The organism is Arthrobacter sp. GW822-FHT05G07 (assembly GCF_058799755.1).
The window spans coordinates 341593-365352 of record NZ_JBXALT010000006.1 but is presented as its reverse complement, the minus strand read 5'-3'; the positions used below and the strand labels follow the sequence as shown (position 1 = coordinate 365352).

General features: G+C 62.7%; 25 protein-coding genes. 11 read left to right on the top strand and 14 right to left on the bottom strand.

Annotated features, from left to right (window positions below):
* The first annotated feature begins 154 nt into the window (after positions 1 to 154).
* From speB to AC1RJY_RS12795, 6 genes are all read left to right on the top strand, one after another.
* Positions 155 to 1171: an agmatinase gene (gene speB, locus AC1RJY_RS12820; protein WP_187329906.1), complete on the top strand. Its 1017-nt coding sequence runs from the start codon at positions 155 to 157 to the stop codon at positions 1169 to 1171.
* Positions 1168 to 2607 carry a purine-cytosine permease family protein gene (locus AC1RJY_RS12815; RefSeq protein ID WP_014923204.1) on the top strand — a complete coding sequence of 480 codons (1440 nt, stop codon included), beginning with the start codon at positions 1168 to 1170 and terminating at the stop codon, positions 2605 to 2607. Before speB ends, AC1RJY_RS12815 begins: the two co-directional genes overlap by 4 nt.
* Before the next feature lie 44 nt (positions 2608 to 2651).
* A complete protein-coding gene (locus tag AC1RJY_RS12810) occupies positions 2652 to 4169 on the top strand; it encodes an aminobutyraldehyde dehydrogenase (protein WP_014923205.1) in 1518 nt (505 codons plus the stop codon).
* A complete protein-coding gene (locus tag AC1RJY_RS12805; RefSeq protein ID WP_498602426.1) occupies positions 4166 to 5491 on the top strand; it encodes a D-arabinono-1,4-lactone oxidase in 1326 nt (441 codons plus the stop codon). The genes AC1RJY_RS12810 and AC1RJY_RS12805 overlap by 4 nt, the downstream gene beginning before the upstream one ends.
* A 239-nt stretch (positions 5492 to 5730) precedes the next feature.
* Entirely contained in the window at positions 5731 to 6195 is a 465-nt protein-coding gene (mscL, locus tag AC1RJY_RS12800) for a large conductance mechanosensitive channel protein MscL (protein WP_011776609.1), read from the top strand.
* Between the two features lie 149 nt (positions 6196 to 6344).
* Positions 6345 to 7259 (top strand): amino acid-binding protein, encoded by a 915-nt coding sequence (locus AC1RJY_RS12795; RefSeq protein WP_498602425.1) that lies wholly within the window; start codon positions 6345 to 6347, stop codon positions 7257 to 7259.
* Positions 7260 to 7293: 34 nt separating this feature from the next.
* On the opposite strand, the gene AC1RJY_RS12790 is transcribed toward AC1RJY_RS12795, so the two are convergent.
* From AC1RJY_RS12790 to AC1RJY_RS12765, 6 genes are all read right to left on the bottom strand, one after another.
* Positions 7294 to 7851 carry a dihydrofolate reductase family protein gene (locus AC1RJY_RS12790; protein ID WP_011776611.1) on the bottom strand — a complete coding sequence of 186 codons (558 nt, stop codon included), beginning with the start codon at positions 7849 to 7851 and terminating at the stop codon, positions 7294 to 7296.
* A gap of 6 nt (positions 7852 to 7857) precedes the next feature.
* A complete protein-coding gene (locus tag AC1RJY_RS12785; RefSeq protein WP_014923209.1) occupies positions 7858 to 8205 on the bottom strand; it encodes a hypothetical protein in 348 nt (115 codons plus the stop codon).
* 114 nt (positions 8206 to 8319) lie between these two features.
* Complete coding sequence (locus tag AC1RJY_RS12780) at positions 8320 to 8574, bottom strand: hypothetical protein (RefSeq protein ID WP_238324420.1); 255 nt, start codon at positions 8572 to 8574, stop codon at positions 8320 to 8322.
* A 119-nt stretch (positions 8575 to 8693) separates the two neighbouring features.
* A complete protein-coding gene (locus AC1RJY_RS12775; RefSeq protein WP_011776614.1) occupies positions 8694 to 10067 on the bottom strand; it encodes an NAD(P)(+) transhydrogenase (Re/Si-specific) subunit beta in 1374 nt (457 codons plus the stop codon).
* A complete protein-coding gene (locus AC1RJY_RS12770) occupies positions 10064 to 10441 on the bottom strand; it encodes an NAD(P) transhydrogenase subunit alpha part 2 (RefSeq protein ID WP_498602424.1) in 378 nt (125 codons plus the stop codon). Before AC1RJY_RS12770 ends, AC1RJY_RS12775 begins: the two co-directional genes overlap by 4 nt.
* Positions 10441 to 11652, bottom strand: a complete 1212-nt coding sequence (locus AC1RJY_RS12765) for a Re/Si-specific NAD(P)(+) transhydrogenase subunit alpha (protein ID WP_043806433.1) — start codon at positions 11650 to 11652, stop codon at positions 10441 to 10443. Before AC1RJY_RS12765 ends, AC1RJY_RS12770 begins: the two co-directional genes overlap by 1 nt.
* Positions 11653 to 11838: 186 nt before the next feature.
* On the opposite strand from AC1RJY_RS12765, the gene AC1RJY_RS12760 reads away from it, so the two are divergent.
* On the top strand, positions 11839 to 12450 hold the full coding sequence (locus tag AC1RJY_RS12760; protein WP_011776615.1) for an NADPH-dependent FMN reductase: 612 nt from the start codon (positions 11839 to 11841) through the stop codon (positions 12448 to 12450).
* Between the two features lie 118 nt (positions 12451 to 12568).
* Positions 12569 to 12952 (top strand): hypothetical protein, encoded by a 384-nt coding sequence (locus AC1RJY_RS12755; RefSeq protein WP_498602423.1) that lies wholly within the window; start codon positions 12569 to 12571, stop codon positions 12950 to 12952.
* Positions 12953 to 12975: 23 nt separating this feature from the next.
* On the opposite strand, the gene AC1RJY_RS12750 is transcribed toward AC1RJY_RS12755, so the two are convergent.
* Both AC1RJY_RS12750 and AC1RJY_RS12745 read right to left on the bottom strand, forming a co-directional pair.
* A complete protein-coding gene (locus AC1RJY_RS12750) occupies positions 12976 to 13680 on the bottom strand; it encodes an HAD family hydrolase (protein WP_014923214.1) in 705 nt (234 codons plus the stop codon).
* Positions 13670 to 13951, bottom strand: a complete 282-nt coding sequence (locus AC1RJY_RS12745; protein ID WP_043471583.1) for a hypothetical protein — start codon at positions 13949 to 13951, stop codon at positions 13670 to 13672. The genes AC1RJY_RS12750 and AC1RJY_RS12745 overlap by 11 nt, the downstream gene beginning before the upstream one ends.
* 115 nt (positions 13952 to 14066) lie before the next feature.
* Between AC1RJY_RS12745 and AC1RJY_RS12740 the strand changes: the two genes are divergently transcribed.
* Both AC1RJY_RS12740 and AC1RJY_RS12735 read left to right on the top strand, forming a co-directional pair.
* The gene (locus AC1RJY_RS12740; protein ID WP_043806436.1) at positions 14067 to 14708 is read left to right on the top strand and encodes an NADPH-dependent F420 reductase; all 642 of its coding nucleotides are present in this window, start codon (positions 14067 to 14069) and stop codon (positions 14706 to 14708) included.
* A gap of 214 nt (positions 14709 to 14922) precedes the next feature.
* The gene (locus AC1RJY_RS12735) at positions 14923 to 15720 is read left to right on the top strand and encodes a VOC family protein (protein WP_498602421.1); all 798 of its coding nucleotides are present in this window, start codon (positions 14923 to 14925) and stop codon (positions 15718 to 15720) included.
* On the opposite strand, the gene AC1RJY_RS12730 is transcribed toward AC1RJY_RS12735, so the two are convergent.
* Positions 15721 to 16605 carry a PaaX family transcriptional regulator gene (locus AC1RJY_RS12730; RefSeq protein ID WP_498602420.1) on the bottom strand — a complete coding sequence of 295 codons (885 nt, stop codon included), beginning with the start codon at positions 16603 to 16605 and terminating at the stop codon, positions 15721 to 15723.
* Positions 16606 to 16758: 153 nt separating this feature from the next.
* On the bottom strand, positions 16759 to 17139 hold the full coding sequence (locus AC1RJY_RS12725) for a hypothetical protein (RefSeq protein WP_210065406.1): 381 nt from the start codon (positions 17137 to 17139) through the stop codon (positions 16759 to 16761).
* Positions 17140 to 17322: 183 nt separating this feature from the next.
* Here AC1RJY_RS12725 and AC1RJY_RS12720 point away from each other — a divergent pair, with 183 nt between their 5' ends.
* The gene (locus AC1RJY_RS12720; RefSeq protein WP_011776621.1) at positions 17323 to 17856 is read left to right on the top strand and encodes an ABC transporter permease family protein; all 534 of its coding nucleotides are present in this window, start codon (positions 17323 to 17325) and stop codon (positions 17854 to 17856) included.
* A 29-nt stretch (positions 17857 to 17885) separates the two neighbouring features.
* Here the strand turns inward: AC1RJY_RS12720 and AC1RJY_RS12715 are convergent, their stop codons facing one another.
* From AC1RJY_RS12715 to AC1RJY_RS12700, 4 genes are read right to left on the bottom strand one after another with little or no spacing between them, the layout of a single operon-like run.
* A complete protein-coding gene (locus tag AC1RJY_RS12715; RefSeq protein WP_498602419.1) occupies positions 17886 to 18281 on the bottom strand; it encodes an acyl-CoA thioesterase in 396 nt (131 codons plus the stop codon).
* A 7-nt stretch (positions 18282 to 18288) separates the two neighbouring features.
* Positions 18289 to 19647 carry an MFS transporter gene (locus AC1RJY_RS12710; protein WP_498602418.1) on the bottom strand — a complete coding sequence of 453 codons (1359 nt, stop codon included), beginning with the start codon at positions 19645 to 19647 and terminating at the stop codon, positions 18289 to 18291.
* A gap of 2 nt (positions 19648 to 19649) precedes the next feature.
* Positions 19650 to 22040: a bifunctional salicylyl-CoA 5-hydroxylase/oxidoreductase gene (locus tag AC1RJY_RS12705; protein WP_014923221.1), complete on the bottom strand. Its 2391-nt coding sequence runs from the start codon at positions 22038 to 22040 to the stop codon at positions 19650 to 19652.
* Between the two features lie 15 nt (positions 22041 to 22055).
* Positions 22056 to 23753: an AMP-binding protein gene (locus AC1RJY_RS12700; RefSeq protein WP_210065400.1), complete on the bottom strand. Its 1698-nt coding sequence runs from the start codon at positions 23751 to 23753 to the stop codon at positions 22056 to 22058.
* Between the last annotated feature and the right edge of the window lie 7 nt (positions 23754 to 23760).

The following is a 23760-nucleotide window of genomic DNA, read 5'->3' as shown; positions in this document are numbered from 1 at the left end:
GTTGGCGCCATTTCAGGCACCTCTTAGACATTCGTCTAAACGCCTCGACCATTTGTAGTCAATGTAGCGCTTTTCGGAGTGATCGGCGTCACCAAGAATGGAATTACTTACTTCCCGCTCAACGGCGAGCACCCCTCACCCCAAGGATTCTTCAATGGCAACGCATCAGCCCATCGGCCCTGTCGACGCAACCAAAGTTCCCCGGTATGCAGGACTCGGTACCTTCGCCCGTCTCCCCCAAATTGACCGCGTCCCGGACTACGACATCGCGATCGTAGGAGTACCGTTCGACGGCGGAACCTCCTTCCGGCCGGGCGCCCGTTTCGGCCCTGCCGCAGTCCGCGAGGCCTCCCGGCTCCTCCGCCCGGGCTATCACCCGGAGCTCGACGTTGAACCGGTATACGAAGCCCAAGTGGTGGACGCCGGCGATATTGCCTGCACCCCCTACGACATCACTAGGGCAGTCCGCGAGATCGAGGAGCAGGCGTTGCCCCTGATCAGCGGAGGCAACGGGCTCAGCGAGGACAAGCGGCTCATCTCGATCGGCGGCGACCACACCATCGCCCTGCCCATGCTGCGAGCGCTGAACAAGGTTCATGGTCCGGTGGCACTGCTGCATTTCGACGCCCACCTGGACACGTGGGACACCTACTTCGACCAGCCCATCACGCATGGAACCATCTTCCGTCGGGCGTTCGAGGAAGGCCTCCTTGTGGAGGACAAGTCCATGCACGTGGGTATCCGCGGCCCGGTCTATGACCGCAACGACTTCCTCCGCGACCACGAATTCGGCTTCCAGATCATCCGTTGCTCGGACCTGGACGTTATTGGGGTCCCGGCGGCCATTCAGCGGGTGAAGGACCGGCTGGGCGATACCCCGGTGTACGTTTCCATCGATATCGACGTCCTGGATCCGGCGTTCGCACCCGGCACCGGCACCCCGGAGATGGGCGGGCTCCACTCCCGCGAACTCCTTGCCCTGCTCCGCGGACTGAACGGCATCAACATCGTGGGTGCCGACGTCGTTGAGGTCGCCCCGGCGTATGACCACGCTGATATCACCACGGTCGCCGCGGCCACCCTGGTCTTCGACCTTCTCGGCCTCATGGTGAACCGCAGCAAGGCCACCGCTGGCCGCGAACTGGCTTCGGCATCCCGGACCGCGTCATGAGCACCGCGCCCACCGCTGAGGTTCCCCGGCTGGAAGACAAGACCATCCAGCCCATCCCGGCCAACGAGCGCCACGGCAAGGCCCGGGACCTCTTCACCATCTGGTTCGGCTCCAACATCATGATCATGACCATCGTGACCGGCGGACTCGCCACTACGGTGTTCGGCCTGGGCTTTGTTCCGGCGATCGTGGGCATCATCATCGGCAACGTTGTGGGCGGCATCTTCATGGCGCTGCACTCTGCCCAAGGACCGCAATTGGGTGTGGCACAGATGATCCAGACCCGTGGCCAGTTCGGGTCGTTCGGGGCACTGTTGATCGTGGTCATCGTGGTGATCATGTACGTCGGATTCTTCGCGGCGAACCTGGTGTTTGGCGGCGAAGCAATGGCGGCCGTCAGTCCCGGCATCAGCGTTGACGCGGGCATCGTCATCATCGGTGTGGTCAGCGTTATCGCCACGATTTTCGGCTACCGGCTCATCCATGCCTACGCACGCGTTTTGAGTGTCGCGGCCGGTCTGGCCTTGTTGCTGGCCTTTGGGTGGATCCTCCTGGTCCATGGCCTTCCGGCCAGCTTCCTGGAGCAGGGCAACTTCAACTGGGTCGGCTTCATGGGGACCATCTCCGTCTCGGCGCTGTGGCAGTTGGCTTATGCGCCGTACGTCTCGGACTACTCCCGCTATATGCCGCAAGGGACGGGCTCGGCCCCGGCCTTCTGGGCCTCCTACTCGGGCTGTGTGCTGGGAACCCTGTTCCCCATGATCCTCGGCGCCTTGGTGGGTACGCTCGCAGTGTCCATGAGTGCCGGCGATGTCGAAATTGTTGGCAGCCTGGGCGCGATGCTCCAACCGTGGACGCTGATCATCGTCGGCATCTTCTGCCTGGGCGTTGCGGCTTCCAACGCCATGAACCTCTACTGCGGCGTCCTGTGCACCCTCACCATCGGCCAGACGTTCAAACCCCATTGGCTGCCGCGCGCCAAGACCCGCAGCGTCGCCGCGATCATTCTCTTCGTCGTCGCCGTCAGCATCGCCCTGTTTGCCCGCGACAATTTCATCCTCTTCTACACCAACTTCCTGTCGTTCCTGATGTACGTCCTGGTTCCCTGGACAGCCATCAACCTGGTGGATTACTACCTTCTGCGGCACGGCGACTACCGCGTTGAAGACTTCTTCAAGCGCGACGGCGGCGTGTACGGGCGGTTCAATTGGGTCGCCATCGGCTCCTACATAGCAGGCGCCCTGATCCAGGTCCCTTTCTCGGCAACAGCTGTATACACCGGCCCGCTGGCCGCCGCGATGGGCGGCGTGGACATCTCCTGGATCGTCGGCCTGGTAGTCGTCGCTCCCCTCTATTACTGCGCGGCACGCATCTTTGGCCAGAAGCCTGAAGCCGCCCCCTTTCCCTCCCCTGCAATCACCGCCGACCTCACCTGATCAGCCCCTCATCTGATCAGCCCCTCATACGAAAGCGAATCATCATGACTACAACCCAGACCGAACAGTTCACCGTCCGACGCTCCACCGGAGGTTCTCCGGATATCGCCGGCGCCCTCCCTCTGCCTTTGCCTCCAGCAGGACACTTCATCAACGGTTCCTTCGTCCCCGGATCTTCAGGCCAGTCCATCGACGTCGTGGATCCCGCCACGGAGCAGGTCATCGCCTCGGTGCAGGCCGGCACGGCCGATGATGTGGACGTCGCTGTGGCAGCCGCCGTCGTAGCCCAAAAGACCTGGGGTGCCACCACCCCGAAGGAACGCGCCGATGTCCTGAACCTCATCGCCACTATCATCGAGCAGAACCGCCAAGCGTTCGAGGCCATCGAGTCCGCCAACACCGGCAAACCGCGGGCCGTTTCCGAAGACGATGTCTCCAGCACCATCGACACCTTCCGGTTCATGGCCGGAGCCTCGCGCACCCTGACCTCCATGGCCGGCGGCGACTACGCCACGGACCACACGTCCGTGATCCTCCGCGAACCTGTGGGAGTGGTTGGCGTCATCACTCCCTGGAACTATCCGCTGCTGATGGCCGCCTGGAAGATCGCACCCATCCTCGCTGCGGGCAACAGCATCGTCATCAAGCCGTCCGAGCAAACCCCGTTGTCCACCCTGAAACTGGTGGAGGTGCTGGCCGGCCGCATTCCGGATGGAATCCTCAACGTCGTCACGGGCCGCGGCCGGACCGTTGGGCAGAGGCTGTCCGAACATCCGGACATTGCTTTGGTCGCGCTGACGGGCAGCGTCGTGAGCGGCCAGGCTGTGGCCGAAACCGCTGCCAAGTCCGTCAAGCGCGTCCACTTGGAGCTCGGTGGCAAGGCTCCCGTTGTTGTCTTCCCTGACGCCGACCTCCGTGCCGCCGCTGCGGGTGTACGCAATGCCGGCTTCTGGAACGCCGGGCAGGACTGTGGCGCTGCCTGCCGCGTGCTGGTCCACGAGTCCGTGGCCGAAGAATTCACAGAGCACTTGGTCCGCGAGGTCAGCACCCTGGTGATCGGTGCTCCAGACGCCGGTGACGACGTCGAAATCGGTCCCATGATTTCCCTCCCGCACTACGAGCGGGTCAAGGAATCGCTGGCTGAAGCGCGCGCTGCGGGCCATGACGTGGCCATCGGCGGATCCACCATGGAAGGTCCCGGCTACTTCATCGAGCCCACCGTCATCAGCAACGTGCCGGCGGGCGCACACATCGCCACGCACGAAATCTTCGGACCCGTCGTCACCGTGGAGACCTTCAGCAGCACCGAGGAAGCAGTCACGCGAGCCAACGAGAGCCCGTATGGTTTGTCAGCCTCCGTGTGGACGCGCGACTCGAGCCTTTCCCTCCGGATTCCCAAGCAACTGGACTTCGGCACCGTCTGGGTCAATGCACACCTTGTGCTGGCCTGCGAGGTACCGTGGGGCGGATTCAAAGGTTCCGGCTACGGCCGTGACCTCTCGCTCTACGCACTGGATGATTACTCGCGCACCAAGCACGTCATGATCAACCACGGCGCGTGAGCGTTCAGACAAGCAACGGAGCTTTCACCATGACCACTCGTGTTTCCCGGGCATCCGGCATACCGGCCGCAACCACCCCCACCGCCCCTTTCGGTACAGATGTCACCTGGACCAACTGGGGCGGGAACCAGAGCGCGACGCCAGCCTTTACGGTTCGGCCCAGGAACGAACAAGAAGCGCTCGACGCCGTCCGTTTTGCCATCCGCGAGGGCTTGCCCGTGCGGGCGGTCGGCTCAGGACATTCGTCCTCACCCTTGGTCCAGACCGGCGGCGTGCTGATGGACATGTCCGGTCTCTCTGCCATCACCGGCACTGATCGAGTGGGACGCCGCGCCCGGGCTTTGGCCGGCACCACCATCAACGCCTTCGGGGACGCCCTGTGGGACAAGGGACTGGCGCTCAGCAACCAGGGCGACATCGACAAGCAACAGATCGCCGGGGCACTGGCCACCAGCACCCATGGATCCGGCAAGGACCTGGGCAGCTTCTCGTCCAAACTGCGCTGGGTGAAGCTGATCAACGGCTACGGCGAGATCGTTGAAATCGGTGAGGGCCAAATCCGTGAACTCCGGGCGGCACAGGTAGCCCTGGGAACCTTGGGGATCTTCCTGGAAGTCGAGTTGGCCGTCGAGGACAGCTACTACCTGCAGGAACAGATCACGTATCCCACCTGGGCTGAAACCACCGCTACTTGGCAGGCCGACATCGATAACAACCGGCACTACTCGTTCCTCTGGTGCCCGGAGGACGACTCGTGTGAACTCCTCGACCTGCCCGGTTCACCGGACCACAGCATGAGCGGGCGGAGCTACACCAAGCGGTACAACGTGGCTTCCGTTCAGGATGAAAGCCAGCTCTCCACTGTTGAGGGTGCCCGGCTGGACCGTTCCTACCGGATCTACCCGGGCGGCTTCACCACGCAGTTCCATGAACTTGAGTACTTCGTCCGCAGCGAGGACGGCTTAGTGGCTGTCGAAGCCATCCAGGAACTGATCCGCAGCAAGTATCCCGAGCAGAAGTACCCGGTTGAGGTCCGTTGGGTGAAGTCCGACGACGCCTACATGTCCCAGTTCCAAGGCCGCGACAGCACCGTCATTACTCTGACCACGGAGCCAGGCACCGACTACTGGCAGTTCTTCCGGGATGCTGATGCGGTGCTGCAGGAATTCGAACCCCGCGCACACTGGGGAAAGATCCACTTCATGACCCGCAGCCGCTTGGAACGCCTCTATCCCGAGCTGGACACCTTCATCCAGGTGCGGAGGGAATTCGATCCCCGTGGCATGTTCCTGAACGACCACACCAGGTCCCTGCTCGCCTGACGAGTACTGATTGCCTGATTGCCCGCCGGGATGTGAGAGAACGGCCAACCCTCTCTCACATCCCGAGCCCTTCACCCCAACCCTCTCTCACATCCCGAGCCCTTCACCCCAACCCTCTCTCACATCCCGAGCCCTTCACCCCACCCCTCTCTCACATCCCTGTGACAACCCCTTGAAACCTCGGAGTGGTAGTTTGTTCTCTGCTGAGGCAGACAACGCACCCAACCGGAGGACCATCCATGTTTAAGGGTTTCAAGGACTTTATTCTTCGCGGAAACGTGATCGAACTGGCCATTGCTGTCGTTATCGGCAGTGCATTCACCGCGCTCGTTACAGCCTTCACCAACAACATCATCAACCCCGTCATTGCCGCCGCCGGCGGCATGAACGCTGACGGGCTCGGCTTCAAGATCTGGGAGAACAACCCCGCCACGCTCGTCAACATCGGCGCCGTATTGACCGCCCTGGTGACCTTCGTGATCACTGCTGCCGTGGTCTACTTCATCTTCGTGGCGCCCATGAACAAGATCAATTCCCTGGTCAAGGACCGTCTCTCCACCGAGGAGCCCGAGGAAGAGCCGCTGCCTGCAGACACCGCGCTGCTGGCCGAGATCCGCGACCTCCTGAAGGACGCAGCCGCCGCCCGCAACGCAGGCCAGGTTTCCGACCTCGACCCGGACCTCGATTCCGACCGGATCCGCTAGGACAGCCATCGCGGGATGATCCTTCCCGTTTGCTTCTTGAGCCCGGCGTTCTCTCCGCGAGAACGCCGGGCTCTTGCGTTCACTGAGCTGTCCCCGAAACGTGACGCACAGGCAACCGGTTGGAAACAGGGGCGGGGCAGCATGAGAATATGAAGCCCAACCCGAGCACTCCCGTCACCGCGGACCTCCTCTGTGATGTCTGCGGGCAGTTGCCCGAACCGCCCAAAGCCAGGCTCACCCTCGCCAACATTGCCGTCATGCTCCCCATCGAACTTCTAGTGCATGCCGCCGTGGTGGAAACGCACCTTCCCTACGTTGCCAAAGTCCTGCTGCTGGCGGTCACAGCCACTGTCCTGGTCATCTGGGTGGCCGAACCATCCGCGGCGAAGGTCCTACGGCGCTGGCTGCACGCGCCTGCTCTCCGACAACGACACAAGCTGCACCTCGCTCCTGCCCTGTGGCGTGCACGAACTGTGCTGCTGGACCAGCCAGGGTCCCTGCAGAAAATTACCCAGTCGCTCGCGAAGCTGGACACCAACATCCTCAGCCTTCACGTCCACCCCATGGCCAGGACTAGTGGCACCGCCACGGGCCTCGGGGAATCAGTCATGGATGAGTTCGTTCTCTCCGCCCCTGGCGATGTCACCGAGCAGGAACTGCTGAAAGCACTTCACGACGGCGGCGGGCACGAGTCCCATGTCTGGCCCACCACCGCACTGGCCATGGCCGATGGCCAAACCAAGGCACTGAGCCTCGCCACCCGCATCGCCGGAAACCCGAAAGAACTTCCCCACGCTGTGGCCGAACTCCTGTCCGCCAAAGTAGTCCCCAACGATCCTGAGCATCCGGCCCCCGAGGCGAGTTCCGCCGTCGGGCCTTCCTCCGACATCCTCAAAATCCCGACGGCTTGGCACGGCCCGCTGGTGTTTTCCAGGCCGGGTGAGCCTTTTTCGCCCGCTGAATCGGCGCGCGCACACAGGCTGGCTGAGCTTGCGGAGATTTTGGCGCATACTTCAACTGACCCGTTGCGTTCCCTCCCGGTCAGCGCACCGCAGCGGGCTTAAGTTCACGCGAAACACCCAACGGCAGAGGCCGGTCTCAGTCGAGCACCCGGTATTTGAGGAAAATGGCGCCGCCGTTGAACGTACGCTCCTGCACAAGCTCCAGCCGGGCGTCCACGCCGTCAGGCAAGCCCTTTTTGCCGCCGCCCACCAACACCGGCACGATAATGAGCTGGCATTCATCCACCAAGCCCTCGCGGAAAGCCTGCGCCGCGAGTTCAGGACCTCCGATCAGGATGTCGGTGGCAACCGAGGCCTTCAACTGCCGAATATCTTCTGCTATGAAATCGCTCTCTATCCTGGTGTTTCCGGTGCTCGGGTCCTGCAATGTCCTGGAGAACACCACTTTGTCGGCCTGCCGCCAGAGATTCGCGAAGTCGTCGATGAACGCAGGTTCCGATTTCGTGTCCCAACTATCCCAAGCGCTCATCACGTCGTAGAGCCGCCTGCCGTAGAGGTAGTGCTGCACGGAGCGCTCACGATCATTGATGAAACGGTGCACTTCCTCGTCCGGCACGCCCCAGTCGAAGTTGCCCTCGGTGTCCGCGATGTAGCCGTCCAAGGACATGATGGCCGAATAGATGAGCTTGGCCACGGGGGTTCAATCCTCGTCAATCTTTTCGAGAAGCTTCCCCAGAGCATCACGAATATCGTCGTAGTCGTACTGGCCGGCTCTGCTCTCGGCAGAGATCACGCCACAGCGATGGATCTTCTTGAAGTCGCCCACGGGGAACTTGTAGTGGCCCTTTTGATCGTCGGGGTGTTCGTCGTCCACACCAAGAAACCACTTGGAGTACTCGGCGTGGCCGTTCTTGTCCAGAAAGGCATTCTCATCCTTGGTGGTGGGCGCGTGCTCACTCCAGTCATCGCGGGTGTCCTTGACCACGTTGCCGTCGCGGATCAGATGCTTCGCGTGGTCGAAGGCCTTCTTGTTGAGTTTCACGGTCATGGCGCAACCTCGCTTGGATGTGACGGTTCGGCATGGGCAGGGCAACTCGTACGGTTCAGCATAGGACGACGGAAAGCCGCCGGGAAGGCCGGAGCAGCAGGTCCGCGGCCTTGCTCAGTTGATGAGCTGAATCCGGATGCCCGCCCCGTGTTCTTTCACCACCATCCGCCGCCCTACCGCCCCCTTTTGATTGAGCCATAGAACGCTGCCGTCCGGCGTCACGGCGTCCACCACACCTTGGTCAACGACGACGTTGTCGCGCCGGATTTGAACAGCCTGGCCAACCAACAACCTCCAGTTGGTCACCTGCTTCCCCCGCGCTTGGTCCACGGGTGCTTCAAACAACGAATCTTTCTTACGGTCCTGCAATGGGTGACTCCTAGCATCGTGCACAATACGTTCCGTGAAGGGTTTCTGTACAAGACGTGTGCCATCACCGCTCAGTCCATGACGCTCTTACCAAGGCCCATTTGTGTGATGTGTATCAACTACAAGGCCTTCACGGCCCCCAGCACCTTGGTTAATGAGTCCTTCGCGTCTCCGAACAGCAGGGTGGTTTGGGGCTCGTACAACAGCTCATTTTCAATGCCCGCAAAACCGGGGCGCATGGAGCGTTTGAGGAACACCACCTGCCGTGCGTCCGCTACTTCCAGGATGGGCATTCCGTAGATCGGCGATCCCGATGTGGTCTTTGCTGCAGGATTCACGACGTCGTTGGCACCCACCACCAGTGCGACATCGGTGGTCTTGAACTCGGAATTGATGTCGCCCATTTCCTTTAGCGACTCGTAAGGCACGTTGGCTTCTGCCAGGAGTACGTTCATATGGCCCGGCATCCGTCCGGCCACAGGATGGATGGCGAAGTCCACCTCAATTCCCCGGGCTTCCAAGGCCAAGGCCAGCTCCGCCGCGGTGTGCTGCCCCTGGGCGACGGCCAGCCCGTATCCCGGAACGATGATCACACGCTGGGCATAGCCGAGCAGTACCGCTACGTCCTCCGCACTGGAGGAACGCACGGGCCGCTCACTCACAGCGGTTGATCCAGCCGTGGATCCACCCTTGAAGGCTCCGAACATGATGCCCGCCACGCTGCGTCCCATCGCGGCAGCCATGGCGCGGGTAAGGATGGTGCCGGAAGCTCCCACCAGCGTGCCGGCCACCAGCAGGAGGACATTCCCCAGCACCAGCCCGGACGCCGCGACAGCCAAGCCGGTGAAGGCGTTCAGGAGCGAAATGACAATCGGCACATCAGCGCCGCCCACAGGGAGCACCAACAAGATTCCGGCAACAAGACCCAAAACAAGCAGGACCAGCGCCAACAGCAACCAGCCATTCAAGATCACCACGATGCCGGCGCCCACGGCGGCCAGCAGCACCACGGCCATCAAGGCGGGCAGTCCAGGGAACGTCACCGGCCGGGTGGTCATGAGCCCTTGAAGTTTGGCGAAAGTGACACCGGAGCCCGCGAAGGACACCGCACCCACCAGCAACGTGAAGACGATGGCCAAGCGAACCCACGGATCTTCCGTATGGGAGAGTTCCAGCAACGCCACAAGCGCCGCAGCACCACCACCCACACCGTTGAAGAGCGCCACGAGCTGCGGCATCTGAGTCATTTGCACGCGCCGGGCTACCGGCGCAGCCACACCCGAGCCCACAGCAATGGCCCCGAGGATCCATGGAATGTTGTCCAGCTTCACGGAGACGAACACCGTTACCACTGCCAGCAGGGCGCCAAATGCTCCGATCAGATTGCCGCGCCGGGCAGTCCGTGGTGAATTCAGGCCTTTCAGGGCGAGGATGAAGCACGCCGCCGCCGCGAGGTACAGGAGAGCCGTCCAGGTGGGGTTGAGCAGCGTCATTGCCGGCGCCCCTTATCGACCGGCTCCACGGTGGTGGCGGGCTCCGCGCCTCCGGAAGCTACGGGACCTCCCGGACCTCCAGCGTTCGACGACGGCCGTTGCCTTCCGCGGAACATCTCCAGCATCCGGTCGGTCACCACGAACCCACCAACGAGGTTGGCTGTGGCAAGGACAACGGCCAACAGGGCGACCGCCAGTACCCACGGATCCGCGGCTTGTCCGGCCACGATGATGGCGCCCACCAAGATGATGCCGTGGATGGCGTTGGCCCCGGACATGAGGGGTGTGTGCAGGGTGCTGGAGACCTTGGAAACCACCTCGAATCCCACGAACACCGCCAGGACCGTGATTGTCAGCAGGCTCATACCGTCCATCAGCGCACCTCTTCACTGCCGGATTGGATACCGCTGGCATGTCCGCTGCCAAACGGCGCAGTCTCCCCTGCGAGCGCCTTGAGTGCTTCGGCAGTTGGTGCGTGCCGGACTTCCCCGTCATGGGTGAGGCACGTACCGGCAATAACTTCGTCCTCAAAGTCCGGAGCAACCACGCCGTCCCGCGTCATGAGGCCCAAGAGGTTGGCTACGTTCTTTGCGTACAGGCGTGAGGCGTCAGCGGGCATGGCCGAAGCAGGGTCTTTGATTCCCACCAGCGTCACCACGCCCTGGCCGTCGCCTGTAGGGATGGGGATGTCTTGGCCCGGGATGCTACCTTCAACGTTGCCCCCGGATTCGGCTGCCAAGTCCACCACTACAGATCCCGGACGCATGCCTTGGACCATCTCCCGGCTGACCAGGAGTGGGGCGCGCCTGCCCGGAACGGCGGCGGTGGTAATCAGGACATCGGCTTGGGCTACGTGGGGCGTCAAGAGTGCACGCTGCAGGGCGCCCCGGTCGGCGCTGAGTTCCCGGGCGTAGCCGCCGGAGGCCTCGGCGGTTTCGAGGTCCAGTTTGATGAAGGTGCCTCCCATGGATGCCACCTCGTCGGCCGAGGCGGGACGGATGTCGTTGGCTGAAACCCGGGCTCCGAGCCTTTTGGCGGTTCCGATTGCCTGCAGACCAGCCACTCCGGCGCCGAGTACCAGCACGCGGGCGGGCGGGATGGTCCCTGCTGCGGTCATATACAGCGGGAAGAATCTGGGGAGCCGCATGGCCGCCTCAAGGACGCATCGATACCCCGCCACCAACGCCTGCGACGTGAGCGCATCCATGGACTGGGCGCGCGATATTCGGGGAACCAGTTCAAGGGCAAAGGAGGTGATGCCGCCGGCGGCGAGTGCCCGTACGGTGGGCAACTCGGACGACGGTGACCCTAAGCCGACGGTGACAGAACCGCGGCGGAGAGCTCCCGCCGTCGACGGTTCCATGGGACGTACGTGGCAATAGACATCCAGCGATCCGAGAACCAGTGACTGCACCACTGAGGCACCCGCCGCCCGGTAGTCGTCGTCGCTGTGGCCGGACGCGAGCCCCGCACCGGGCTCGATCTCAACTTCAAGTCCCAACCCCACCAGTTGCTTCACCGTTTCCGGTGTTGCGGCCACACGTCGCTCACCGTCGAGCGTCTCGCGCGCTATGCCTGCTTTCACCCGTTACCCCTTTTCCGGAACTCTCCAGAACCCAGTTGGCATGAGTCTATGACTGCATAGGGCCGGGCGGGAGTAGGGGCTGCGCTATGTGCATAAGTCAATTAGTGTCGGTGGAAGCTGGGGGCAACCAGCCACCACACCGTCGACGAGCCGGTTCCGGCCGTGCCGTCGGAAGGGAACGCCGCTATGGACACTTTCAAAATCGGTTATTTCGTAGGAAGCCTGGCAAGCAATTCCATCAATCGGGTCCTCTCCAAGGCCCTTATCAGCGTCGCGCCGCCGGAACTCGAGTTCCATGAGATCGCCATCAAGGACCTCCCTTTGTACAGCGCGGACTATGACGCTGACTTCCCGCCGGCGGGCCGGGAACTGAAGGATGCCATCGCAGCATCGGACGGGATACTGTTCGTCTCCCCCGAGTACAACCGCTCCATTCCGGGCGCGTTGAAGAACGCCATCGACTGGGGTTCGCGGCCGTGGGGCACCAATTCATTCGCGCGCAAGCCCACCGGAATCATCGGCGCTTCGCCGGGCGGCATTGGAACGGCCGTGATGCAGTCGTCCATGCGCAGCGTTTTGAGCTTCCTGGACGCACCGCAATTGAACGCGCCTGAGGCTTACATCCGCTTCGTCGCAGACGCGTACGACGACGACGGTTCAGTTAAGGACGAAGGAACCGCCGGGCTGTTGCGGCACTACATGGAGGAGTACAGCGCGTTCGTTCAGCGTGTCCTCGCTGCCAACGCACCTGGCCACATTGGTGATCCGGAACCGGATTCAGCCAAGCTCACGCGGTAACGCCAGGCGGGTGCCGCCCGCGACGCCTCCGGGCGTCACCCGCCAAAAGCATCCACAGTTACGGTTTAGTCAGTATGCTTACTACACGAGAAATCATGCTAGTAACCCAGGAGGAACCATGCTTCGCAGATTAGCCGTGACCACCCTTGCCGTGGCACTTTTCGCCGGGTCCATGCTTTCCACTACCGTTGCAGCCAACGCAGGAGTCGGCGCGCTGGGTAGCGTAGCCGCCACCACAACCCCGGCGCCCGAGCCGAGCAACCCCTCCGAGCCATCCACGGCGACACCCACGGCGGAGCCCACCACCGACGTCTCGAACCCCGCCGGCACCGGGCCCGCCAACCCGGGCACAAGCGAAAGCGAACAGCAGGAGCAGACGCGCACTGATGTGGTGCCGTGGATTCTGGCGGCCGTTGCCGCGGCCATCATCATCGTGTTGATCATATGGACTTTGCGGAACCGGCGCGGACGGGACAAGGGAATCAGCGACGAGCCGCGCTAGGCGCAGGCAACCGCCCCAGGGCCTTAGTCGTCCAGCGAACCAGCCATCAACGTGCCGATCGCGCTGCTTTCCAAGTGCTCCAGCAGGTGCCGCGGATTGTCGTAGACCTCCACGGCACCGGCCTCGCGCAGTTCGGCCTCGCTGATGCCACCGCAGGTCAGGGCGATGACGGGAACACCGATAGCCGCGCCGGCCTTCACATCCCATACGGCGTCGCCAACGAACACCACGTCCTTTGGGCTAAGACCAAGCTTGTCCAGGCACGCCTCCAGAATGTCCGGGGCAGGCTTGCTCTCTTTGGCATCGTTGGAGCTGGTCCACGCATCAATGGAGGATCCGGCGTCGAGAAGATGCCTGCTCACTTCCAGGTCGCGTTCCTGAGCTGACGACGCCAAGCCCACGGCCAACCCGGCATCCGAGCACGCGGCCAGCAGGTCCCTGACGGAGTCGAAAGTCCGCAGCGTGGGCCAGAAGGTGGAGAAGACAGCACTATGCGCCGATTTCAGGTCCTCCAACATGTCCCTGGGGCAATCCGGAACCAGGCTTTGGATCAGCCGGTCGCCTCCCATGCCCACGCGCCGGTGGATGGCCGACATTTCGATGTCCAACCCTTCACGTCGGAACGCTTGCCACCACGCCATGGCGTGGAAATAGCTTGAGTCAATCAGTGTTCCGTCCACATCAAAGAGGACTCCGCGCTTCTTTCCCGACGTCGAGTCAGCTTCCACAATTAACCACCTTCGATTGAGTCCGTGCACACTGCTCCGCGAGCGCAGAGTCGATGACGGGTTCCTCCAACATCAGGACGGCGTAGCGCTCGGCAGAGCTCGTGCGAAGAAGTCCCGTCCCCGCCACTTCCCGGATCGCCGCGACCCCTTCAACAGCCTCGTCCACGGAGGAATAGCGCTTGGACAGCCCCATGAGGCAATCCTCGCCGTCCACCATCAGAATTCGACATCCCCCATCGGGGGTTTCAACCAGCTCCAAATGCCCGGCCATGCAAACCTCCTCGTCGTCAGCGACACACCGCATAGTAAGACTCCTTAGTATAAGCCGGGACGAAATATTGCGTAACGCGGGAAATAGGCGTCTGCAACTTCTTGTTGGCGCAGATATGACAACAATCGGAATCATCGGTGCAGGACACATTGGCGGCCAGGTTGCCCGCAAGGCAGTAGAACTTGGCTATGACGTCGTGATCAGTAACTCACGGGGGCCCGAAACCCTCGGCGAGCTCGTAGCGGAACTGGGGCCGCGGGCAAGGGCCGCGACGGCAGCTGAAGCAGCAGCGGCAGGCGATTTCGCCGTCGTGACCGTTCCCCTGAAGAACTATCAAGACATCCCCGTTGAACCGCTCGAGGACAAGATCGTCATCGACACCAACAACTACTACTGGGAGCGCGACGGCCGCATCCCGGAGCTGGAAAACGGTGAAGCCACCACCTCCGGCCTCCTCCAAAAGCACCTCCCCACATCCAAGGTGGCTAAGGGCTTCAACCACATTTTCGCCAAGGACATCACTACCGACGGTACGCCCGCAGGGTCGCCGAACCGACGGGCGCTGGCCACCTCAAGCGATTTCCCCGAAGCCGCCGAGCTCGTCACCAAGCTCTACGACGAGTTCGGTTTCGACACCGTCAACGTCGGCCCGCTGGAGGAGAGCTGGCGCGTTGAGCGCGACCGGCCCGCCTACGTCATCCGGCAAAACGCTGACGAACTCCGCGAAAACCTCGCCAAAGCGACCCGCACCATCTAACACGCAACGCACGACGGCGGGAAGGCGGCTTTCGCTTTCCCGCCGCCTTTATTTGGGCTGCTGTTTCGGGGCTCCTGAGAAGTTTGGATTGAAATCGTGTCACGAACCGGGTCCGGCAACCACTCTATGGATGGCTGCCTCCTCGGGCGCCCGGCGCATCGGGCAGCCGGGGAGGCAGCTTTGTCCTTCAAAGCAAGCTATCCAAAGGAGCCCCATGTCCACCAAAATCTCAAGCTGGCCCGCGGCCACACCCATGTGGGTGGATCTCGGCGTCAACGATCTGCCGGCTGCCAGGTCCTACTACGCGGAGCTCTTCGGCTGGGAGTACGTCTCCGGCGGCGAGGGCTCCGGCGACTACCTCTTGGCGCACGCTGACGGACGCGCTGTCGCGGGAGTTGGCCCCAAGCAGGATCCGGGCATGGCTACTGTTTGGACCACATACCTGGCTACCGACGATGTCGATGTGACCGCCAAGAAGGTAATCGCCAATGGAGGACAGCTGATTGCGCCCCCGTTTGACGTGCTGGACTCCGGCCGGATGGCGTTGGCCATGGACAGCGTGGGCGCGGTCTTCGGCCTCTGGCAGGCCGGAACCCATATCGGGGCCGAACGTGTCAACGAGCACGGCGCACTCTGCTGGAACGAGCTCCACACCCGCGACTACGCCTCGGCCCAGACTTTCTACTCCAAAGTTTTCGACGCCAGCTACCAGGACATCAGCGGGGACGATTTCACCTACTCCACGTTCAAGCGCCCATCGGACGGCCGGGAAGTGGGCGGAGTCCACCACGACACGGACATGCCGGAAGGTCTGCCGAACTACTGGCTGGCCTGGTTCGCCAGCGACGACGTTGATGGAACCGCAGAAAAGGCCCTGGAGCTGGGTTCCTCCCTGCTGGCACCTGTCATGGACAGTCCGTTCGGACGCATGGCAATCGTGCAAGGGCCACAAGGTGAAACGTTCGGCATCATCGACACGCCACCCACTGGCGATCAGTCCGCCAGCGAGTAGTCAGGCTGCAGCCGGGTCCAGGGCCTCAGCGATGACCTCGTGCGCGTGCGCCGCCGCAAGGGGTGCCGCCAAGCGATGTACTGCCTGGAACGTCCTGCGAACCGCCGGTCCATGCCACTCGGGCGGAAGGTAATCGGCGGGCAAGTTCGGGTCCCGATACGGGAACTTGCGCCACATGGTGAGCATCGGAATGTAATAGCGGAAAGCGTCGCGCCGCAGCTCTTCGGTGGATTCAGCAACGGCGACCTCCGGATCGTCCCCAACGCGTTCGGCCCACTGCTGTTCAGCGCCGTCGTAGAGCTCAAGGAACTCGGTGAACTGGTCATCGAGTTCCTTGAGGTCCCACCATTCGGAGATCTTGGGCCGCATGGGTCCGTCAAAGACGTAGTCACTCCGGAAAAGATCCACGAACTCGATCAGGTCGCTCGCGGTGAGGCGTTCCCGGGCTTGCTCCAGCTTGTGCGCGGGTGCGATCCACACTCCGTTGGCCACGGAACCAAAACCAAGCCCCAGCAGCGCGGACCGCAGCTGGTGCCTGCGGTTCCGCATGGACTCCGGCACCGAGAATACTGCCAGCACCCAGGTGTCTACCGGCGCAGGCTGCTCCGGCGCGAAGATCCGCCGGTCACCTTCACGGAACACGTCGCTGACGGACTCCGAAATCTTGTACTTGGCGATCCCGCCCTCGCGGACGCTCTTCAGAACGCCCTTGGACTTGAGCCTGGAGACCGACGACCTCACTCCCGGAGCATCGTAGCCGAGCGAACCCAGCATGGAGATCAGCGCAGAGACCGGCAATGCGTCACCGGCGTTCCGGCCGTAGAGACCGAAAATCGTGACGAGCAGCTGCTGGTGGCGCACCGGGGGTGCCGGAACGGCGAACATCTAAAGGCCCTCATTTCCGCGCCGGAGTTCCGGCGCCAGTCCAGTTCATCATAGGTGCGGGACTGTCCGCCGAGTTGGCAGTTAATGCCAATGTTCCAGCGCGACATTGCCATTACCTGGTATGTCGCGGGACGCGTGCCTTGTCCGCGAGGGTCAGCCCAGCGAAAGAAGCAGGAAGAGGACGGCGAGAACCAGCGCCACGGGCGTCATGACCAAGCGTTCGGGCTTGCTGCGGGAGATCGCATTCATGCCGACACCCAGGGTGAAGTAGGCGGTAAGTACCCACATGAAGACGTCGGTGAAGGGCTGGCTGATCAACGCGGGGACCAGCCCGGCCTTGGCCAACGCCGTGTAGCCGAAGAGCACGTACAGCAGGATGGAGACGATGCTGCCGATCCTCAGCTTCCGCGGCAGGACCTCGTGCTGGCCACCCCAAGCGAACCGCCCGATGGGCGCACCGGCCACCAGTGCCAATTGGAAGATCGCAAGTAGGCCAAGAATTATGCACGCGAGAATCGCGTAGAGCTGCTCCACCGGCTAAGCGTAACCGCCGGGCGCCCGCGCCACCGGTGAACCAGAGCATGAACGTGAAACGAAAGACCGGCGAGCTGGCCGCGCCTTAGTAAGCATGCTTACTATAGATGGACGCGCGAACTCCCCGTACGGGGCTAAGCAGCCACCCGGAGTACTTTCCGTATCAACGATAGGAAGCACATCATGGCAGGAAATCTCGTAGCCCGTTCAATTCACGACCTCACAGCCGCTGCATGGTTCGGCGGCTCCTTGATGGGGGCCATCGGACTCAACGGCGCCGCAGCAGAAGCCAAAGATCCCACCGAGCGCACCCGCCTCTCAAGCAAAGGCTGGGGTAAATGGGCTCCGATCCAGACCGCAGCTTTCGCCGGACACTTGGCCGCGGACCTTGCCATCGCTTGGGAAAACAAAGGCCGTATCGCCAAGCAGGACAGCGTCGCCGCAAACACCATCTACAAGACCGTAGTGACTTTGGCTGGAGCTGCAGTCACCCTGTACGCAGGTGTTGTGGGCAAGAAGGTAGATGAGCTCTCCGATGAAGGCGCCCAGGGTGCCACGGAGCCGCGCGCCGGTGCATCGGATGAATTGAAGACCGCCCAAACGCAGCTGAAAGCACTCCAGTGGGCCATCCCTGCGTTCGCAGCCTGGGTGATCATTCTTGGCGCCAAGCACGGGGAGATGCAGCGGCCCAAGAACATCCTGAAAGGCCTGCGCTAGCCAACCCGCCTCGCGCTCGCGGCGAGGGGTTAGGAACCCTGCACGGCCTTGACGAAGTGTTCCGGCCAAGGCCGTGCAGTGGTGCTGCCGTTAGGTACGTGCACCGTGGTGACCGTCCCGTGCGCGGCCACCTCACCGGCGTCGGACGTTACTTCGAAAGCCATGGTCAGCGAGGTCCGGCCGAGCGCCTGAATCCTCACCCTGGCGGTGATGCGCTGGCCGAACCACAGCTTGGCTTGGTAATTGATCACTTGCTGCACACGCGGGGCGCTGGGGAAATAGTCGGGCAACTCCAGCGATCGGAAGAGCTCGGCCTCCGCAGCCTCAACCCAGCGCAGGATGGCTGAATTGTGCTGGTGTCCGGAGGCGTCGGTGTCCACCCACTCCACCGTTCGCTCGACGCACGCCTCCGGAAACCTGTCCATGATTCTCCTAGCGGGCGCTGACGGCGATGTCGTCAGGATCAACGTCGACGGCGGCAACCGGCACCTCGGGCTGCGGCTTGGGAATCATCGCCACAGCGCCTGCCGCAAGTACGGCGATCCCGGCGAAGATGGCGAAGTTGGCCTCAAACGGCAGCTTGGAGCCTGCGATCCAGCCACCAATCAACGGCCCGGAGATAGCTCCCAAACGGGCGAAGCTCAGGGCCCAACCCGTCGCCGTACCGCGGACCTTCGCCGGGTAGTAGTCGGCGATGTAACCGGTCAAGACCAGCGACGTGGAGATGGACCCGACACCGGCGAAGGCCACGAACAGCAGGTTGACCACCATGGTGTTGGGGAAGACCAGCAGCATAATGCCCAAGCCGCCCAGGATGTAGAAGACCACCAGGATGAGCTTCTTCCCGTACTTGTCGGCGGCGCGGCCCAGGAGCAAGCCACCGATCGCGGAAGCAAGGCTGAAGACAAGGAGGAACGTCAGGGACGAGCCGAGATCGTATCCGGCTTTCTTCATGATGCTGGGCAGCCAGGTGTTGAGCCCGTAAACCAGGACCAAACCGCAGAAGAGTGAGATCCAGAAGAACACCGTTGAACGGATGTACTTCCGCGAGAACATGGTGGTGATGGTCTTCCACCACGGATCGGCTTGCATACCGGCTGCGGGCGCCACGGGGACAACCGGCCGGTAATCAGTGATGCTCAACTTGGCAGCCAGAGCCTTGGCCTCCGCCCTCCGGCCCTTTGATTCCAGGAATTCCAGGGACTCGGGGAGGAACTTCCAGATAATCGGAATCAGCACCACCGGCGCAGCGCCAATGGCGATGACGGCACGCCAACCACCGAGGGGCAGCACGAACAACGCAGCAAGTGCGGCCGCGACGATTCCCAGCGAGTAACCGGAGTACATGAGGCCGTAATTGTAGGAGCGCTTATTCGGAGCCGAGTATTCAATGGTCAGGGCCGCTGCCACAGGAATGACACCGCCCATGCCCAGGCCGCCGATGAGCCTGAAGATGCCGAAGAGCTCCGGCGTCGGAGCCCACGCTGCTCCGGCCTGGGTGAGAGTGAAGATCACCATGGAGGCCAACAGCATTTTCTTGCGGCCCACGAGGTCGCTGAGCGTCCCGATGAACAGGGCGCCGATAAGCATGCCGATCAAGGCATATGATCCGAGTCCGCCAAGGGCCAGCGGACTGAGGTTCCATTCCTTGTATTCGGCAAGAGCGGGGAGGATGGCTCCCAGGACGCCGACGTCGTAACCTTCGGCGAGGATCGCGAGCCAGCAGCAGAACAACACCAGGCCGGTGGTCTTCTTGGGCACGTTCCAGTTATTGACCGGTGCGGTGGCCATGGCTACTTCACCAAAACCGATGCTGCGGCGGACTCGGGAGTCCAGCGAAGATGCGTGTTGGCCTCTTCGATGTCCGTTTCCTTGAGCAAGGACAGGCGCGGACGAACGGCGTCAGTTCGTGAGCTCGGTGGCTTTCGACGCCCGGCACGGAACTGCGGGATCCACTCGGCGCCGGGGCCCTGGTATTCCTGTTCGGCAGCGGCGTGCAGCGTCCACTGGGGATCATAAAGATGCGTACGGCCCAAGGCGATCAGGTCCGCGCGGCCCGCGAGGAGGATGGAGTTCACGTCGTCGTAGGTGGAGATGGCGCCGACGGCGATCACAGCCACGCCTGCCGGAGCAGCAACTTCCTGACGGATGCGGTCGGCGAAAGGCGTCTGGTAGCTACGACCGAACGCGGGCTTCTCCTCCTTGGCAACCTGGCCGGTGGAGACATCCAGGCCCGCAGCACCGTGTTCAACAAATGCCGCGGCTATGGACACGGAATCATCGGAAGTGTTGCCACCATCGATCCAGTCCGTGGCTGAGATGCGCACCGTCACCGGCTTGCTGGCAGGCCAAGCCGCACGAACGGCGTCGAACACTTCCAGCGGGAACCGCAGCCGGTTCTCCAAGCTGCCGCCGTACTCGTCGGTCCGCTTGTTGGACACCGGCGAAAGGAAGGAGGACAGCAGGTAGCCGTGGGCCGCGTGGATTTCCAGGAGGTCGAACCCTGCCTGCTCGGCGCGGACGGTTGAGGCCACGAACTCCGCCTTAATGGCGTCCATGCCGGCACGATCCAGCTCAACGGGGGTCTGGTTCTCCGGACTGTACGGCAGTGCAGAGGGCCCCACCGCGGTCCAGTTGCCGGACTCGAGCGGCTGGTCAATGCCCTCCCACATGAGCTTGGTGGAGCCCTTGCGTCCCGAGTGGCCCAGCTGCGCGCCGATCTTGGCGGTGGAACGATCATGAACGAAGTCCACAATTTCCTTCCAGCTATCACGCTGGCCATCCGTGTAGAGGCCACTGCAGCCGGGGGTGATGCGGCCGGCTTCGGAGACACAGATCATCTCGGTCATGACCAGGCCGGCGCCACCGAGTGCCTTGGAACCCAAGTGCACCTTGTGGAAGTCGCCCGGAATACCGTCCGTGGCCGAGTACATGTCCATCGGGGAGACGACAATACGGTTCTTCAGCTCCAGTTGGCCGATGCGGAAGGGCTGGAACATGGCCGGAGCCACCTCGCTGAGGCCCTGGGATTCGGCAAAGCCGCGGTCCACGGCGTCTGCGAATTCAGGATCGCGGAGGCGCAGGTTTTCCTGGGTGATGCGGCGGCTGCGGGTCAACAGGTTGAACGCGAACTGGGTGGGGTCCTGGTCCTTGTACTGGCTGATGCGCTCAAACCACTCAAGGGAAGCCTGGGCTGCGCGCTGGGTGGAAGCGACCACGGGCCGACGCTCGGCCTCGTATGCGACCAGCGCGGACTCGACATCCGGGTGCTCGTGCAGGCAGGCGGCCAGCGCCAGCGAGTCCTCCATGGCCAGCTTGGTGCCGGAACCGATGGAGAAGTGGGCGGTGTGGGCGGCGTCGCCCAGCAGCACTACGTTGTTGTGGCGCCAGCTCTCGTTGCGGACCGTAGTGAAGTTGATCCACTTGGAGTTGTTGGTGAGGACCTCGTAGCCGTTCAGTTCCTCGGCGAAGATCTCGCGGATCTTGGCGATGGCCTTCTCGTCGGAGACGCCGGGAGGGAAGATTTCGTCGGCGGTTTCGTCGAAGCCGGCGGCGTGCCACACGTCCTGGTGCATTTCCACGATGAACGTGGAACCCTCATCCGAGTACGGGTAACCGTGGATTTGCATGACGCCCCACTCGGTTTCCTTCACGAAGAACTTGAAGGCCTCGAACACCTGGTCCGTACCGAGCCACATGAACTTGTTGGTCCGCGGGTCCAGGTTCGGCTTGAACGAGTCAGCGTACTTAGTACGGATCTGCGAGTTGATGCCGTCCGCGGCAAGCACCAGATCGTAGTTCGCTTCGAGTTCCTCAACAGCCGGAGCCAGGGTACTGAAACGCACGTCCACGTTCAGTTCGATGCAACGGCGCTGAAGCAGTTCCAGCAATTCCTTGCGGCTCATGGCAGCGAAGCCCTGGCCGCCCACCGTCATCATCTCGCCGCGGAAGTGGATGTCGATATCGGACCAGCGGGCGAAGCGTCGGCTCATGTAGTCAGCCACCACGGGATCAGCGTTGCCGATGCCGCCCAGGGTCTCATCGGAAAATACGACGCCGAAGCCAAAGGTGTCGCTGGCAGCGTTACGTTCCCAGAGGGTGATGTCATGCGACGGGTCCAGCTGCTTCATCAGTGCTGCGAAGTACAGCCCGCCGGGGCCGCCTCCAACGATTGCGATTTTCATGGGTGTTGCTCCTTCTCAGGCCTGGCTCTGGCCGGCGGGGGTAAGTTGTTCGGTGTTTTCCGGGGCACTCTCTAATGGGGCCGTCGCCGCATTTTCTGAAAGGAGTCCGTCGCGGAGCTTGAAGTGCTGGAGTTTGCCGCTGGGATTGCGGGGCAGTTCGTTGACGAAGCGGACGTCGCGCGGGTACTTGTACGGGGCGATGGTCTGCTTCACGAAGTCCTGGATTTCCTTGCGCTTTGCGGCGTCGCCGGTGATGCCTTCGCGCAGGACAATGAACGCGCAAACGATGCTTCCGCGCTCCTCATCCGGGATTCCGATGACCGCGTTTTCCACCACATCCGGGTGTTGATCGATGGCCGTTTCAACCTCGGGCGCACCGATGTTGTAGCCGGAGGAGACGATCATGTTGTCCGAGCGAGCCTGGTACGTGAAGTAACCGTCAGCGTCCATGGAGAACGTGTCGCCGGTGACGTTCCACCCCTTGACCACGTAGTTCGCCTGCCGGGGATCGTCCAGGTAGCGGCAACCGGTGGGGCCGATCACTGCCAGGCGGCCGATCTTGCCGGGGCCGAGTTCATGGCCGTCGTCGTCCAGGATGGTGGCCCTGAACCCCGGGACAGCGCGGCCCGTGGTTCCGGGGCGAATGTCATCACCGGCGGCGGAAATGAAGACGTGCAGCATCTCCGTGGCGCCGATCCCGTTGACCAATCGCAGGCCCGTGGCCTCCCGGACTGCTTCCCAGGTTTCCTTGGAGAGGTGCTCTCCGGCAGAGACGGCAAGGCGCAGGCCCCGCAGGAGGTCCCCGCGGTTTTCCTTGAGGATCGCCCGGTAGGCCGTTGGCGCGGTAAAGAGGATGGTGGCCCCGGCTTTTGAGGCATGCTCGGCCAACTCCACGGGGCCCGCCTTCTCGGTCAGGAGCGACGACGCACCGAACCGAAGCGGGAAGACCACCAAGCCACCGAGCCCGAAAGTGAAGGCCAGCGGCGGTGAACCGGCAAAGACGTCATCCGCGGTGGGCTGCAGGATGTAACGGGCGAACGTGTCCGCGTTGGCCAGGATGTCCCGGTGAAAGTGCATGGTCACCTTCGGCACACCCGTGGTGCCCGACGTCGGACCCAACAGGGCAACGTCGTCCGCGGAGGTGTCCACGGCAGTGAACACCCCGCTCTTGCGCCCGCAGCGGGAGCTGAGGTCGCCGTCGTCGTCCGCTCCATAGGAGAGCACGGTGACAGCATCCCCGGCCGCGACCGCGAGCTCGTCCACGAAGCGGTGGTCCGATATCGCGACCACCGGCTTGGTGAGACCGATGAGGGTGGAGACTTCGTTGGAGCGCAGCATGGGCATGGTGGTCACCACTACCGCTCCCGCTTTCAGCACGCCGAGCCAGGCAGCGACGATCCACGGGTTGTTGGGGCCACGGAGAAGTACGCGGTTGCCCGGAACAACTCCGAGGTCTTCGGTGAGGACCTGAGCCACCTGGTTGGAACGCTGCTGGAGCTGACCATAGGTCCAAACAGTGCCATCAGGGGTACGCAAGGCCGGGCGGTCTGCGCCGTACTGTTCGACAGCGTCGTCGATCAGCACCGCGGCAGCGTTGAGCCGCTCCGGGTAGTGGAGTTCGGGGAGGGTGAATTCAAGCGCAGGCCAAGTATCGGCGGGCGGCAGGTGGTCGCGGGTAAACGTGTCCACGTGGGCCGATGGCAACATGCTCATGGCCGGT